This window comes from Acinetobacter lwoffii, assembly GCF_015602705.1.
GTDB lineage: Bacteria > Pseudomonadota > Gammaproteobacteria > Pseudomonadales > Moraxellaceae > Acinetobacter > Acinetobacter lwoffii_E.
In genome coordinates, this window is record NZ_CP059081.1 from 1,228,481 (window position 1) to 1,244,352 (window position 15,872).

The following is a 15,872-nucleotide window of genomic DNA, read 5'->3' on the forward strand; positions in this document are numbered from 1 at the left end:
ATATTTAAAAAGGCATTTGAATTAAACGCCTTTTTTGATTTTAAATGCATCAAATTAAAATTTTTCTATTTGGGCCAAATTCCACATCCGGAAGTAGAAGTTCTCCTCATCTTTATTTTCACAGGACAATAATTCGCCTTCTTTCAGCCAGAAATGAATCTGCGCAAAGTTCTTTATTTCGTGATTATTCACGCGTTGTGCCAGATGATGCGCCTTAATAGCTGAAGGGTGTTTTAAACCTGCGGAAGCGATCAGTTCAGATAGGGCATGCAAGGTGTTTTTATGGAAATGAAACACCCGTTCTGCCTTGGTCGGCACATGTAAAGCTTTCTGGCGATCTTTATCCTGGGTGGTGACTCCGACAGGGCACTGGTTGGTATGACAACTTTGTGCCTGAATACAGCCTACTGCAAACATAAAACCACGGGCAGAGTTCACCCAATCCGCACCAATGGCAAGCGTACTGGCAATATCGAATGCACTAATAATTTTACCACTTGCACCAATTTTGATCTTATCTCTCAATCCTGCACCAACCAGGGTATTGTGTACAAACAGCAAACCTTCTCTTAAAGGGGCGCCAACATAGTCAATTAATTCAATGGGTGCAGCTCCGGTTCCACCTTCAGAGCCATCAACCACAATAAAATCCGGATAAATCTGGGTATGTAACATGGCTTTGACCATGCTCATAAACTGCCACGGCTGGCCCAGACATAGCTTAAATCCGACCGGTTTTCCGTTGGAAAGTTCACGTAATTTTTGTATGAAATGCATCATTTCAATCGGTGTGCTAAATGCCGGATGACTCGAAGGTGAAACACAATCATGATCACGGCTGATGCCTCGAATTTGGGCAATTTCTTCCGAAATTTTACTTTTAGGTAAAATACCGCCGTGGCCAGGTTTTGCGCCTTGCGAAAGCTTGATTTCAATCATCTTCACTTGGGGTAATTTGGCTTGTGCAGCAAAACGTTCCGGATCAAATTGCCCATCTAAAGTACGGCAGCCAAAATAACCACTGCCAATTTCCCAGACCAGATCACCGCCATATTCCAGATGGTAGGGGCTGATACTGCCTTCGCCTGTATCATGGAAAAAATCACCTTTTTTAGCGCCGAGATTAAGGGCTCTTATTGCATTGGCACTCATGCTGCCAAAGCTCATGGCTGAAATATTTAAAATAGAAGCTGAAAAGGGCTGGGTACATTGCTCATTTCCAATCAGGATGCGAAAAGTCTGCGGATCGGCAACTTTGCAGGGCGTGATGGAATGACTAACAAAACGGTAATTATCTTCATAGACATTCAGGATCGAGCCGAAAGGTTTATCAGAATTTTCATTTTTTGCCCGCTGATACACCAGACTGCGCTGCATACGGGAAAAAGGCAGTGCGTCCCGGTCGGCTTCAATAAAATACTGACGAATCTCGGGACGGAATTCCTCAAAGATAAAGCGGAAATGTCCCATAATGGGATAATTTTTCAGAATGGAATGCTTATTTTGTAGTACATCATACAAACCCAGCAAACTCAGCAGAATGCTCAGGATCCATAGGGTATTCACTAACGTTTGCGGCATAAAATAATAGATATAACGCGGTGAATAACCGATATGAAATGTAGTAAAAATCACTGCAATCAGAATGCAGGCAAACCAGACCGAATGGCGGGAAAAGAAAGTATTGAGCAGCTTGTGACGTACTAATTGAGCAGGGTTAGCCATTGTAAAATTAAGTCCCTATTTCTACTTCTATAGGGCTTTATGATGTGCAGAGCGAGGTATCTTATACAAGCAGAGAATTGTTATTCGATTTTATAAACTTGCCGAAAATGCTATTAAGCCAGACAATGAATCGGCAGCGATTACAGATAAATTTTACGGAAAAAGTTCTATAGAAAAAATCTGCAAAAGACATGCATTCTATTTATTTCACAAGTAAGGCAGATGACTTTATAGTCGGTTTATTCACTACATAGGAGTCTTAAACCATGACCAAAAAATCCATTCGCTTTAATGATGCTGAGCTGGCTTGCTCATGTCTCAGTCATTTTTAAATATTGATGTTTCATCCAAGCTGCTTTTCGGGGTGTCAAAGAAAAGCAGCTTGGCACAGCGGCAGATCACCACAACAAGAACAAAAATATAAGCATAATTCTCCAGTCCCCAATTTGGGGATTTTTTTATTCTGGAATACCTAAAAGAATCTGGATGAAGCCTGTGTGGTTAAGGGTTTTCCTCATCCAGTTGAGCGACTGCATTGGCTACAATACTCGGTTCAATATGTTTAATCTTTTTACCAAAGCTGCGTAACCACCAGACCAGTTGTGAAGTAAATGGCACGGTAGAAATGATCAGCGACATACCATTGTCCATTTTTTCAATCTTCTGGTCTTTGCTGAGCTGGCTTTCCTCAAAATAATGTGCATCCGATTCCGACATCCTGAGTTTTAGCGTGACATTTTCAGTAGGGTGGTTGAAGTCCACCCGGAAGCCCAGCGCACCAGAATCAATATACTCATCAATATCGAAATTGACCGGATGCAAGGCACGTGAATTCAGCACGACGGCCGATTTAAAGCGGTGCAGGGCAAAGGTCTGGATATCGGACTTGTCATGACGGGTACACACCAGATAGATGATTGACCCTTTTTGTACCAATGCCAGAGGATTGAGAATATAGGTTTTTTCTTCGCTATTATGACCGCGGCCCTGATACACACATTCCAGCTGTTTGTCCTGTAACAGACCTTCATACACCGCTTGCTGCGCAGCCTTATCTACCACAGGTGGAATCAGGGGTTGGGTAGCCGGAACAATGCGTACGCGGTTAATCCATTGCCGGACATTGTTCTGGGAAGAAAGACTGCGTCGTGCCAGATCAAACCACGGATTCATTTCCTCGATCAGGCTCGGTGGCAGCAGATGTTTTAAATGTTCTTCGACCATCATGAAAGTGACCGCTTGCGAGCTGGTCATATGCGGCAAACTTTGCAGCGGCGCATCTGAACGCCAACGCCAGCCTTGCGGCGTGGTTTTACTGCTTTCAATCGGAAAGCGTTGAGCAATCTGATTCAGGTCGCGCTGAATGGTGCGCAGACTGATATCGATGCCTTCACGATTCAGGATTTCCTGTAATTCACGTGTTCCCATCCATTTGCCGGTAGAAAGGCGCGACAAGATTTGCCATTGGCGATACAGACTGTTTGAAGTTTCTTTTTCTTGTGCTGACATAATTTATTTTGCTGGCAATAAAGAAGAGGGAATCTAGGCTTAGCTTAACACAATAAAAAAACTCTGATTTTTTCGCAAGTCCCTCTGTGCAACATTTGTCCTACAATTCTAAAACAACTTGGTCGAAAATGGCATTGAGTTCAAAGGGCATTTATTAGATTAATGGTAATTGAAATACAGATGTCATGGCATGGATATTGCTTTGATTTAATTATAATAGATGATAATACGGGGGTTTGTATGCTTAAAGGAAATCAGGATACAAATGTGATTGAAACAATTGATAAATTTAGTTCCCAGAATATTGGAAAAAATTTTATAGACACTAAAACTATAGCGGTATCTACTACAACAAACCCACAACTTTTACTGCAGCAGTTGTCTTCAAAGTTCTTTAATGAAATGCAGGATGAGCATGTGCTGTCCAGTCAGGCAGGTCAAAGGCTGGAAGAATGGTTATCGCAACATACGCTGGATGAACTCAATGCACTGAATCAGGTAGCAAAAGAACATTTTTTACATCACGGTATTACCTTTACCGTTTATGGCGATGAAGAAGGTGTAGAGCGCACCATTCCCTACGACATCATTCCGCGAGTCATAGACCGGAAACAGTGGAATATGGTGGCTTTAGGTTCGGCACAACGGGTACGGGCGCTAAATTTATTCTTACATGATATTTATCATCAACAAGACATTTTAAAAGCCAATATCATTCCTGAGTTGCAGATTTTAACTCATGAAGCCTATCAGCCGCATATGTATCAACATAGCTTGAAAGGCGGGATTTATAGCCAGATTAGCGGGATCGATGTGATCCGTGATTCCAAGGGCGAGTTTTATGTCTTAGAAGATAATCTCAGAACGCCATCTGGCGTGTCTTATATGCTGGAATGCCGCAAGATCAGTGAAAAACTCATGCCAAAAGTATTCGAGCAGTCCAAGATTGCCGGAATCGAGCAATATCCACAATTATTGAAAGAAATCCTGATCGAAAATGCCTACGTCGACAAGCCATTTGTCGTGGTATTAACTCCAGGACGTTTTAATAGCGCTTACTATGAACATGCTTTCCTTGCAAGAGAGATGGATGTGCCATTGGTAACATCACGTGATCTTTTTGTTGATGACTCGAAGGTTTATGTAAAAACCATACGTGGTCGCCAACGAGTCGATGTTATTTATAGACGGGTCGATGATGCGTTTCTTGATCCCTTATGCTTTAAACCGGATAGCACTTTGGGTGTCGCTGGCTTGATGTCAGCTTATTTGCAAAATAATGTCGTGATTGCCAATGCACCGGGAACCGGTGTGGCAGATGACAAATCGGTTTATCCATATGTCGACAAAATGATTCGTTTTTATTTGGGCGAGCAGTCAATTCTAAAAAATGTTCCGACTTATCAATGTCGTAATTCTGAAGAATTAGACTATGTCGTGGCTCATTTGGATCAGCTGGTGGTGAAAGAAGCGCAGGGTTCGGGCGGTTATGGCATGCTCATTGGACCACAAGCGTCTAAACAGCAAATTGAAACTTTCAGGGAGAAAATTTTAGCTGCGCCGCATTTATATATTGCGCAGCCAACTTTGGACTTATCGGTTAGTCCGACTTTGACCAATTTTGGTATTGCTGAACGTCATATCGACTTACGCCCATTTGTATTGAGCTCGCCTTATCGTACTGAAATCGTACAGGGTGGCTTGACCCGTGTGGCGATGCAGCCCGGCTCACTGGTGGTGAATTCATCACAAGGTGGCGGTATCAAAGATACCTGGGTAGTCGACAATTTACATTCATAAGATTCCAAAGAAGGAAAATGTCATGGTTTTGCTGAATAGCAATGCACAACATATTTTTTGGTTAGGGCGTTATTTATCTCGCACTCATTTTTTATGTGCGCGCTTTCCATTTTTAGAAGACGAAGCGGCAGTAGCGTATGCCCATGCCTTTTGTTTACCTGCCTTTGATGCCAGTTCCTTAAATGAGCTGGTACTGGATCCTACGCAAGTGGCGTCTTTTAGCCAGCAGTTTAAAGTGGCCAAAGACAATATTCAGGAATTACGTGGTGTATTGTCTGCTTCAGGCTATGCGGAACTGATGAAACTGATCAAAACCGCTGATAAAAATGCCTGTTATATCTGTGAAGTGGTAACGGAATGTGAAGATATTCTGGAAGCAGAATCTTCCGATATCTTTCTGTTTTTCAGTTTAGGGCAATGTGTAGAACAGTTGGATCACCAGTTACGCCTAGGTGAAGAAACCAGTACCACACTGTGCAAGATTGATTATGTGGTCAGAATTCTGGTGGAAATGGGCTGGAATGATCTGGAACAGTACTGGGAGCAGTTGCGTACAGAGCCGAACCGGATCCAGTTCTATCAGTTTAGCGACCATATTCATCAACTGTTTGAGGCAGATGTATGAAATTGATGGTGAATCACCAAACGCACTATATGTACACGGCCGAGGTGAGGAACAGTATTCAGTACATTAAAATGATGCCTTCGAGCAATGCGCATCAGCGGGTTCATTCTTGGGATATCAGTGTACCGGGTAATAAAGAAATCCGGAAAGATGCATTTCATAATCTGTGGATGACCTGTAGCCAGCGGGAACCTTATTATTCCCTGACTATCATGGCGCAAGGAATAGTCGAGCTAAATCCTGCGCATCAGAGTGGACTGAATGATTCAATCAATCCCAATCTTTTTCTACAGCCGACCGAATCAACCCAATGTAATGCAGCAATGAAAGACTTTGCACAACGTCATGTTCCTGCATTAACCCGTCAGCATTTGATTGGACTGGCACAGGCCTTGCTGGAGCATGTGCCTTATATTTCAAACAGTACTTCAGTGCAAGGCTCTGCAATAGATGCCTTTGAGTCCAGACAGGGCGTCTGTCAGGACCATAGTCATATTTTTATTGCCATGTGCAAATATCTAGGTTTGCCTGCACGCTATGTTTCTGGTTATTTATATGCACAAAATGCTTCGCATCTGGCCAGTCACGCTTGGGTAGAGGTGTTTGTAGACCAGACATGGTATTGTTTTGATGTCAGTAATCTGTTGTTTACTCCAAGTTCGCATGTTTATGTGGCGATTGGACGGGATTATTGGGATGTGGCGCCGGTACGCGGTGTCAGAGAAAAGGGCGGTGTGGAATCCATGCATTCCATCGTTCAAGTGCTAGGATGTTAATAAGGACGAATGAATGACGTATTGTTGTGCACTACGTTTAGAGCAAGGTATGCTTTTTATCAGTGATACCCGGACCAATGCCGGAGTAGATCACATTTCTGTATTTCGAAAGTTGTATACCTTTGGTATTCCTGGTGAACGTATGATCGTCATACAGGCATCCGGAAATCTGGCAACCACACAAGCCGTGATTGGGCATATCAAAAATCAGCTCGAACTGAAGCAGGAACCCAATATCTTGAGTCTGCACACCATGTTTGATGTCGCTGAGCTGGTGGGTAGTATGCTGAAAAAAGTGATTGCCAATGTTACGAGCGATATTTCGGAACAAAGTAATTATTATTGCAATCTGCTGGTCGGGGGGCAACTTAAAGATCAGGATATGCAGCTTTATCATGTTTATCCGCAAGGGAACTTTATCTGTGCCACACGCGATACGCCGTATTTCCAGATTGGCGAAAGTAAATATGGCAAGCCAATCTTGGATCGTGCGCTGACTTATGATATGCCGCTGGATGAAGCTTTGCGCTGTTCCCTGATTTCATTTGCATCGACCCTACGTTCCAATGTATCGGTCGGCATGCCCCTCGATGTGCTGGTCTATAAAAAAGACAGTCTGATCATGCCAAGAGGCAAGCGTATTGCCGAAGATGATGAGTATTTCACGTCAATCAGCCGGCAATGGTCAGAGACCTTAAAAAAAGGACTGGCAGAACTTCCTGTTCCCTCTAATGAGTATTTCTTATAAAAACCTATCGTGGTTCAGGCTTTTCGCGTACAGTGTTAACTTCTATGCAGTCCAGCATAATATAAATAGAGAAGTTAGCGCATGTACCAATTTTGTTACGCCAGTAAAAGTACTTCTCCCAAAACTGATTTGCTTGAAGATTTAGCGAATATTTTGAAAGAAGCCCGTGATTTTAATTACCAGCATCAAGTGACAGGTGTACTTTATTTCGCAGATGGTCATTTTTTTCAATGTCTGGAAGGTGAATGTCCCACTTTAAAAAGTCTGCTGGTGGAGCGACTGAATAAAGATCCTCGCCATCAGGACATTAAACTATTTGAAACCAAGGAAATTGAATATCCAAGTTTCCCGGACTGGTCCATGAAATATATTTCCAAACGCAGTCAGATCCAGCAATTCTGTCGGGAAATGGGATTTGATGACTTTAATCCTTTTGCCTTTCAGCAAACTCATGTCGATGCCTTATTAATGCAATTATGCATAGAACAGGGCGAAGAACAAAAGTCAGCCTAAAGAAAAAGCCCAACATAAGTTGGGCTTTTTTTAGTGTGAAGACTAGATCAGACCATTTTGCGTAGTGGACGATTGCTCAGTCGGCATAATAGTTCATAACCAATCGTGCCATTCGCTTCTGCCACATCGTCAATCAGACGGGTTTTACCCCAAAGTTCAACTTCTGTGCCCAATTGCACATCTAATCCTGTGACATCAATAGCGATCATATCCATCGCTACGCGGCCAATCACGCGAGTTTGCTGGCCATTAATCGCGACATAGTTCTGTTTAGGGAAAGCGCGAGGGTAGCCATCACCATAGCCAATTGAAACAATGGCCAAAGTCATGTCTTGATCTGCGGTGAACGTCGAACCATAACCGACATGCTCACCTGCTTGAATCTCATTCAAGGCAATAATCTCGGCAGTAAAGGTCATGACCGGTTTCAAATCCAGGTCATGTACATCACGGTCTGCAAAAGGCGTCGCGCCGTAGAGCATGATCCCGGGACGGACATAGTCAAAATGCAATTCTGGATATTTATAGATTGCAGCCGAGTTACAGCAAGAGGCTAAAATTGGAGCGCAGTCATTTTTAATTTCCAAGAATTGACGGATTTGTTCATCATTCAGTGGATGCTCGGCATCGGCATTGGCAAAATGCATGGCTAGCACGCAACTAAAGCCTTCAGCTTTTAGCGTATGAATTACATCTTTGATCACATCAATCTTAAAACCTAATCGGTTCATGCCGCTGTTCAGTTTGACCCAGACTTTAAGATCTTTGGCGATATAGGTCTCTTTATGAGCCAGTAACCAGTCGAGTTGGGCCTGATGATGTACCACAACTTCAATATTCTGTTCGATTACGATTGGCATCTCATCTGCAGAAAAAACACCTTCGATGAGCGTGATCGGCTGTAGATAGCCTAATTCACGAATTTCCAAGGCTTCTTGCAGGCAGGCGACACCAAAGGCATCGGTTTCACTTAAGGCTGCTAAACAGTCTTTGACTCCGTGTCCATAAGCATTGGCTTTGACCATGCTGACGATTTTCGCGGTTGGGGCAAGTTGTTTGACACGGTTTAAATTATATTGCAGCGCAGCGCTGTCAATATAAACTGTAGCTTGACGCACCCTAAATTACTCCTAGAGGGACGATGGAAATGTGATGACGAGAGTCTGATTACTCTTCATCATCATACTGAGCATAGAACTCAGGTGAGAGATTACTAAAGCGGGTATATTGACCTTCGAATGCCAGACGCACGGTACCAATCGGGCCATTACGTTGTTTACCGATAATAATTTCGGCGGTGCCAGCTTCCTTGGATTCCTTGTTATAAACCTCATCCCGGTAAATAAACATGATCAAGTCGGCATCCTGCTCAATCGCACCGGATTCACGCAAGTCGGACATCACCGGACGTTTGTTTGGACGGTTTTCCAGCGATCGGTTGAGCTGTGACAGGGCAATTACCGGACATTGCATTTCCTTCGCTAAAGCTTTTAAGCTTCGGGAGATTTCCGAGATCTCGCCGACACGGTTATCGCCCATACCGGGTACTTTCATCAGCTGCAAGTAATCGACCATGATACAGCCCAGCTTTCCGCCATGCATTTTGGCAATACGACGCGCACGGGCACGTAATTCTGTTGGTGGTAGCGCAGAAGAATCATCGATATACAGATTTTTTTCTTGTAAATGCACAATGGTACTGGTGACTTTTGACCATTCATCACTGTCCATTTTACCGGAACGTAAATGCCCTTGGTGCACGCGACCAAATGACGAAATCAAACGCATGGCGATGGAGTCGGCTGGCATCTCCATCGAATAGACCAGAGCAGGCAGGTTGTTATTGAATAAAACACTTTCGACCAGATTCATGGCAAAGGTGGTTTTACCCATGGAAGGACGCGCTGCGACAATAATCAGGTCACCGGATTGCATGCCGGAAGTTTTGTTATCCAGTTCCACAAAACCAGTAGTTAAACCGGTAATGCTGCCTTCCATTTGCGACAGTTCATTTAATTTGTCGAATACGTCCGCGACCACCGAGTTGATCGGCTTAGGCCCTTGCGCTTTGGCATTGTTATTATGCTGTTCGGCAATCGAGAAAATATTGGTCTCAGCCAGATCCAGAATTTCACTGACAGTACGGCCTTTGGTGTCATAGGCATTTTGTAAAATTTCAGAGCTGACTTTAATCATACTACGCAGGGTAGAGAATTCTTTAATTTTGCCTGCATAAGTTTCCAGGTTATAGAAACTCGATGGCGAATCTGCCATTAACTGCATCAGATATTCTTCGCCACCAATTGCATCGAGCAAGTTTTGTTTGATGAGCCAGTCATGCACCAGAACCGCATCATAAGGCGAGTTTTCTTTAGAGAGTTGCTCAATGGCACGGAAGATATATTTATGTCGGGTGGCATAGAAATCATTTTCGGTCAGTACATCACCGACCTGCTCAAAAGATTCAGCCACAGTCATAAGGGCAGCAAGTACAGCCTGTTCAATTGCTAAATTGTGTGGCGGAGTACGGAACTCCTTGAGATTGCTATTTTCAGTAACAATTTCTGGTTTAGCAGGAGCTACCTTTTTGCTGGCATTCGCCTGTGACATATAAATCCCTGATTTTAAATACAATGGTTAAATCTCGTCGGAGATGAATAGCGTTTATTCACGACGAAATGAAATGATACGCGCTCTGATCAAAAATGCGAAGTGCAATTTTTTGTAAACACGAATAATAAAATGAATTTGACAGTGTTGGCTAGATTATATTTTTTAGAGATAAAAAAAGAGCATGCTTTCGCATGCTCTTTTTGAGGCGAGAAATTACTCAGCTACGATAGTAACTAGAACTTCTGCAGTAACATCATGGTGCAATTGGATTGCGATGTTAAATTCGCCAGTGTGACGAAGCGCGCCATTTGGAAGACGTACTTCAGCACGGTCTACTTCTAGACCAGCATTTGTCAACGCGTCAGCGATGTCACGAGTACCGATAGAACCGAATAGTTTACCTTCATCACCAGCTTTCGCAGTGATAACGATGTTCACTTCGTTCAATTGGTCAGCACGTGCTTGAGCAGCAGCCAAGATAGCAGCTTCTTCTTTCTCAAGTTCAGCACGACGAGCTTCAAAAGCAGCAGTGTTTGCTTCAGTTGCAGCAACAGCCTTACCTTGAGGGATAAGGAAGTTACGGCCGTAACCAGCTTTAACTGAAACTTTATCGCCTAGTTTACCTAGGTTTTTAATGCGTTGTAATAAGATAATATCCACAGCTCAACCTCACTTATGATTGTCAGTGTAAGGGATCAAAGACAAGTAGCGAGCTTGTTTGATAGCTAACGCTAATTGACGTTGGTAACGAGCTTTAGTACCTGTAATACGGCTAGGAACAATTTTGCCGTTTTCAGTGATGTACTGTTTTAAAGTGTCGATATCTTTGTAGTCGATGTACGTAACGTTCTCAGCTGTAAAGCGGCAGAACTTGCGACGACGGTAAAAACGTGCCATGTTATGTTCTCCTTAAGCTTCAGCAGAGTCTTGAGCGTGTTGTGCTTCTTCACGTTGAGCTTTACGCGCACGTTTTTCTTCAGCACTTTTCGCCAATAATGACTCTTCAGTGATAGCGTTTTCACGACGGATGATAAGGCTACGAATGATTGCGTCGTTATAACGGAACAATTCTTCAAGCTCATCAAGAGTAGTTTGACCACACTCAACATTCATAAGAATGTAGTGAGCTTTGTGGATCTTGTTGATTGGGTAAGCCAATTGACGACGGCCCCAGTCTTCAAGACGGTGAATTTGACCTTCAGCTTCTTTGATGTGAGTTAGGTAGCGTTCTACCATACCAACTACTTGATCGCTTTGATCAGGGTGTACTAAAAGTACGATTTCGTAATGACGCATTGTCAGCTCCTTACGGTTTGGACAGCCCCAATTTAAGTAAATTGAAGCAAGGAGTCACAACCAAAGTTGTGTCGCAGTGTTTGCGAAGGGGGAATTGTAGTGATCTTTAGGGATAATTTCAACCAAATAAGACATTTTTGCGAAATTATATCTATAGTCAGATCTTTTAATAGAAAACCACATTAACTTTAAAACAGCAGGGTTCGACTGCTTAAATTCAGCAAATGTACTATTGAGAATATCAAGTGGCTTTCTCTAACTTAAAATCTGCATACACATTATCAATGTCAGGCTAAAACCAAAAAACGGTAAATTTATCAGAGATAAGAAAAGAGAGGGAGGTTCTAAAGCAGAGATTTTGATTCTGCTCTACAGATACTTGGAATGGGGGATAGGAAAATCAAAATAAAAAAAGATAGAGACTAACTCTATCTTTTTAAAAAAACACAATCTGTGTAGATGGCGCAGTTGAGGTAAAGCTAAAGATAATACTGATGACAGTAATCAGGATCACCGAGAACAAGAAATATTTCTTTGCCCAAAGTTGATCATTTTCAGCTTTAAATCCAATGACACCGATATATAACCAGTAAATGCACAGTAAGTTTAAAATCACTGCATAGAACCAGTTGGCATAACCAAAGACAAATAACGCATTCATGGTCAGCGTAAATAACACCACATAAACCAGTGATTCAATCTTGGTACGATGAATCGAACGCGCTACAGGCAAAATCGGAATGCCTGCATTTTTGTAATCATCAAAGCGGTAAATCGCAATCGCCCATGAGTGAGGCATTTGCCATAGCGCATAACCTAAAAAGATCAGTAACGCACCGAGGTCAAATTGATTGGCCACTGCGGTATAACCAATGACAGGCGGAGCTGCACCAGAAATACTGCCTACAACAGTTTGATGAATTGTGGTTCGTTTTGTCCATAGGCTGTAGAAACCAACATATACGACAAAACCAATCACCGCGAATAAGAAAGCGTACGCATTTACCCAGAACCATAAAAGACTAAAACCAGCGATGCCTAATACCAGGGCAAAGGCCAGGGCAACAGGTTCGGAAATGGTTTTGGTGACCAGAGCACGGTTTTGGGTGCGCTGCATTTTTTGGTCGATGTCCTGGTCAATCACGTTATTGACCACACATCCTGATGCTACGACAAGCGTAGTACCGAGAAGGGTAATAAGCAGGAGAAGGAAATCTACAGAACCTTGAGTGGCTACGAAGTAGCCACCCAAAGTGGTAACAAAGTTACCGAAGAGAATTCCTGGCTTAGTCAGGAATAAATACTTTTTCAGCATGACGACCAGTTTAGATCATCATGTTGTAGTGTAGGTAATTCATGATCCATACAGAACCCACTAAAAGAATAGCGATAGTTAAGATGGTATACACGAATGCAATCACGTTCCAGCGTTGCTCTGAAGAAGAGTTCATATGCAGGAAGTAAATTAACTGCACAAGAATCTGAGCAACCGCAGTAATCGCGATGACAGTAATCAAAATACCACGGCCAAAACCGCCTGCCATCACCATACCGAATGGAATTACGGTAAGGATGACAGAAAGGATGAAGCCGACGGTATATTGCTTAACGTTACCGTGTGATTCGCCAGCAGCGTTATGATCGTGACTCATTACAGAACTCCCATCAAGTAAACTACGCTGAATACACAGATCCAAACGATGTCAAGGAAGTGCCAGAACAAGCTTAGGCAAGCTAGACGACGCGTGTTTGCAAGAGTCAAACCATATTTCTTGATTTGAACCATAAGCACGATCATCCAGACCAGACCAGAAGTTACGTGAATACCGTGCGTACCTACCAAAGTAAAGAACGCAGATAAGAACGCACTTGTGCTTGGACCGTGACCCGCATGAACTAAATGATTGAACTCATATAGTTCCATGCCGATGAAGATAGCACCGAATACCCAAGTAATCGCTAACCAAGTCAGTACTTTTGCAACGTCTTTTTTGTATGCAGCAAGAACTGCAAAACCAAAGGTTACAGAAGAGATCAAGAGGGCGAAGGTTTCAGTAAGAACGAAACCTAAAGAGTCGCCAAACAGGTCTCTCGCACTTGGAGTACCCACAGGAATGTGGCTACTCAAAACAGCGAACGCAATGAAGAGTGTACCGAACAGGACAAGGTCACTCATCAAGTAAGTCCAGAAACCAAAGACGGTGATGTCAGTATCATCGTGATGATGATGCTCATCGTGTCCGTGGTTATCGTGATGAAGTACTTCAGCCATTGTCTTAGTCCTTCTTCAAGTGTTTTTCAAGAATCGCATAGCGTTCGTTTTCAATACGCTCAACTTCAGCAGCTGGAACATAGTAATCCACTTTCTTGGTGAAAGAAGACACGATGAAGCTAATGATAGAAGCAAGGAACGTAACAACTACTAACCACCAGATGTGCCAGATTAAACCGAAGCCCATAACAGTGATGAACATCGCGATAACGAAACCGGCAGCACGGTTAGTTGGCATATGAACATCTTCGTACTTCGTTGGTTTTGCATACGCAACACCATTTTCTTTCTCGATCCAGAAAGTATCAATACCATTGATCTTTGGAAGATGAGCAAAGTTATAGAACGGAGCAGGAGAAGATGTCGCCCATTCAAGGGTACGACCATCCCATGGATCGCCAGTCAAATCCAGACGTTGGTCACGTTGTAAGAAACCAACCACGATTTGCAGAATGAAACATACGATACCAAGCGCAATCAGAACTGCACCGAACATCGCGATATTTACATACGGGTCCCATTCTGGGTTGTCAAATGTATTCAAACGACGTGTCATACCCATGAAACCAAGGATATAAAGTGGCATGAACGCAAAGTAGAAACCGAAGAACCAGAACCAGAACGCTGCTTTACCCCAAGTCTCATTCAGTCTCCAACCGAACATTTTCGGCCAGTAGAAGATGATACCTGCGAACATCGCAAATACTACACCACCAATAATTACGTTATGGAAGTGAGCAATCAGGAATAAAGAGTTATGTACCAGGAAGTCCGCTGGTGGAACCGCCATCAATACACCTGTTAAACCACCGATACCGAAAGTTACCAGGAAGCCTAGTGTCCATAGCATTGGAGTAGTGTAAACAATACGACCCTTGTACATGGTGAATAACCAAGAGAAGATTTTCACACCTGTAGGAATCGCAATAATCATGGTCATGATACCGAAGAACGCGTTAACGTTGGCACCTGCACCCATGGTAAAGAAGTGGTGAACCCATACAACGAATGACAATACTGTGATTGCTACTGTTGCATACACCATTGATTTGTAACCGAACAATGCTTTGCGCGAGAAAGTCGCAACAACTTCAGAGTAAATACCAAATGCTGGTAATACCAAGATATATACTTCCGGGTGACCCCAAGTCCAAATCAAGTTCACGTACAACATCGGGCTACCACCCAAGTCGTTAGTAAAGAAGTGGAAACCGAAGTAACGGTCAAGCGTTAACATTGCAATTGTTGCAGTCAACACTGGGAAAGCCGCAATAATCAATACTGCTGTACATAAAGATGTCCAGGTAAAGATTGGCATTTCCATAAGTTTCATGCCAGGCGCACGCATTTTGATGATGGTAACGAAGAAGTTAACACCCGTTAATAGCGTACCCAGACCTGAAATTTGCAGTGCCCAGATATAGTAGTCCATACCTACGCCTGGAGAGTATTCAATGCCAGACAGTGGAGGGTATGCCATCCAGCCTGTTGCAGCGAACTCACCTAACGCGAGTGACACCATCATTAGACCCGCCGCACCGGCGAATAACCAGAAGCTGAGTGAGTTTAATAATGGAAATGCAACGTCACGTGCACCGATTTGAAGCGGTACAGAGATGTTCATCAAACCAACAACAAGACCCATTGCCACGAAGAAGATCATGATCACGCCATGCGCGGTAAAGATCTGATCGTAATGCTCAGGGTGTAAATAACCTTCGCCGCCACCTTTTGCAAGGAACTGCTGAAGACGCATCATGATCGCATCGGCGAAACCACGCACCAGCATGATGATCGATACGAACAGGTACATGATACCAATTTTTTTATGGTCTACAGATGTGAACCATTCGTTCCACAGGTAGCCCCATTTTTTGAAGTAGGTAATACCGGCAACAACTGCGATACCACCCAAGATCATCATTGCAACAGTTGCCAATACGATTGGATCGTAAGGAATTGCATCCGGACCTAACTTACCTAAGAAGCTCATGT

At 43.2% G+C, this 15,872-nt stretch carries 15 protein-coding genes and 1 pseudogene; 5 read left to right on the forward strand and 11 right to left on the reverse strand.

From position 1 onward, the window contains the following. Positions 1-54 precede the first annotated feature (54 nt). On the reverse strand, positions 55-1,725 hold the full coding sequence (locus tag H0S56_RS05890) for an FMN-binding glutamate synthase family protein (protein WP_195725882.1): 1,671 nt from the start codon (positions 1,723-1,725) through the stop codon (positions 55-57). Positions 1,726-2,226: 501 nt separating this feature from the next. Continuing rightward, positions 2,227-3,234, reverse strand: a complete 1,008-nt coding sequence (locus H0S56_RS05895) for a helix-turn-helix transcriptional regulator (protein ID WP_195725883.1) — start codon at positions 3,232-3,234, stop codon at positions 2,227-2,229. A 354-nt stretch (positions 3,235-3,588) separates the two neighbouring features. On the opposite strand from H0S56_RS05895, the pseudogene H0S56_RS05900 reads away from it, so the two are divergent. From H0S56_RS05900 to H0S56_RS05920, 5 genes and pseudogenes are all read left to right on the forward strand, one after another. Then, positions 3,589-5,034, forward strand: a pseudogene (locus H0S56_RS05900) (circularly permuted type 2 ATP-grasp protein); the annotation flags it as partial. Between the two features lie 22 nt (positions 5,035-5,056). Further along, positions 5,057-5,659, forward strand: a complete 603-nt coding sequence (locus H0S56_RS05905; RefSeq protein WP_195725885.1) for an alpha-E domain-containing protein — start codon at positions 5,057-5,059, stop codon at positions 5,657-5,659. Then, on the forward strand, positions 5,656-6,435 hold the full coding sequence (locus H0S56_RS05910; protein WP_005252164.1) for a transglutaminase family protein: 780 nt from the start codon (positions 5,656-5,658) through the stop codon (positions 6,433-6,435). Before H0S56_RS05905 ends, H0S56_RS05910 begins: the two co-directional genes overlap by 4 nt. Before the next feature lie 13 nt (positions 6,436-6,448). Continuing rightward, positions 6,449-7,183 carry a proteasome-type protease gene (locus H0S56_RS05915; protein ID WP_004278798.1) on the forward strand — a complete coding sequence of 245 codons (735 nt, stop codon included), beginning with the start codon at positions 6,449-6,451 and terminating at the stop codon, positions 7,181-7,183. 81 nt (positions 7,184-7,264) lie between these two features. After that, complete coding sequence (locus tag H0S56_RS05920) at positions 7,265-7,696, forward strand: BLUF domain-containing protein (RefSeq protein WP_004278796.1); 432 nt, start codon at positions 7,265-7,267, stop codon at positions 7,694-7,696. Between the two features lie 47 nt (positions 7,697-7,743). On the opposite strand, the gene alr is transcribed toward H0S56_RS05920, so the two are convergent. The 9 genes from alr to cyoB all read right to left on the reverse strand — a co-directional run bounded on the left by alr (position 7,744) and on the right by cyoB (position 15,870). Continuing rightward, positions 7,744-8,814, reverse strand: coding sequence for an alanine racemase (gene alr / locus H0S56_RS05925; protein ID WP_195725886.1), 1,071 nt, complete (start codon positions 8,812-8,814; stop codon positions 7,744-7,746). Positions 8,815-8,863: 49 nt separating this feature from the next. Further along, entirely contained in the window at positions 8,864-10,306 is a 1,443-nt protein-coding gene (gene dnaB, locus H0S56_RS05930) for a replicative DNA helicase (protein ID WP_044108866.1), read from the reverse strand. 216 nt (positions 10,307-10,522) lie between these two features. Next, entirely contained in the window at positions 10,523-10,969 is a 447-nt protein-coding gene (gene rplI / locus H0S56_RS05935) for a 50S ribosomal protein L9 (protein ID WP_004278793.1), read from the reverse strand. Positions 10,970-10,978: 9 nt separating this feature from the next. After that, complete coding sequence (rpsR, locus tag H0S56_RS05940) at positions 10,979-11,206, reverse strand: 30S ribosomal protein S18 (protein WP_004278792.1); 228 nt, start codon at positions 11,204-11,206, stop codon at positions 10,979-10,981. A 12-nt stretch (positions 11,207-11,218) separates the two neighbouring features. Beyond that, the gene (gene rpsF / locus H0S56_RS05945) at positions 11,219-11,605 is read right to left on the reverse strand and encodes a 30S ribosomal protein S6 (protein WP_004278789.1); all 387 of its coding nucleotides are present in this window, start codon (positions 11,603-11,605) and stop codon (positions 11,219-11,221) included. A gap of 436 nt (positions 11,606-12,041) precedes the next feature. Next, a complete protein-coding gene (gene cyoE, locus H0S56_RS05950) occupies positions 12,042-12,920 on the reverse strand; it encodes a heme o synthase (protein ID WP_004645412.1) in 879 nt (292 codons plus the stop codon). 10 nt (positions 12,921-12,930) lie between these two features. Next, a complete protein-coding gene (locus H0S56_RS05955) occupies positions 12,931-13,257 on the reverse strand; it encodes a cytochrome o ubiquinol oxidase subunit IV (protein ID WP_004645410.1) in 327 nt (108 codons plus the stop codon). Then, a complete protein-coding gene (cyoC, locus tag H0S56_RS05960) occupies positions 13,257-13,877 on the reverse strand; it encodes a cytochrome o ubiquinol oxidase subunit III (protein ID WP_004278786.1) in 621 nt (206 codons plus the stop codon). Before cyoC ends, H0S56_RS05955 begins: the two co-directional genes overlap by 1 nt. 4 nt (positions 13,878-13,881) lie before the next feature. Continuing rightward, a complete protein-coding gene (cyoB, locus tag H0S56_RS05965) occupies positions 13,882-15,870 on the reverse strand; it encodes a cytochrome o ubiquinol oxidase subunit I (protein ID WP_005252153.1) in 1,989 nt (662 codons plus the stop codon). Positions 15,871-15,872: the final 2 nt, after the last annotated feature.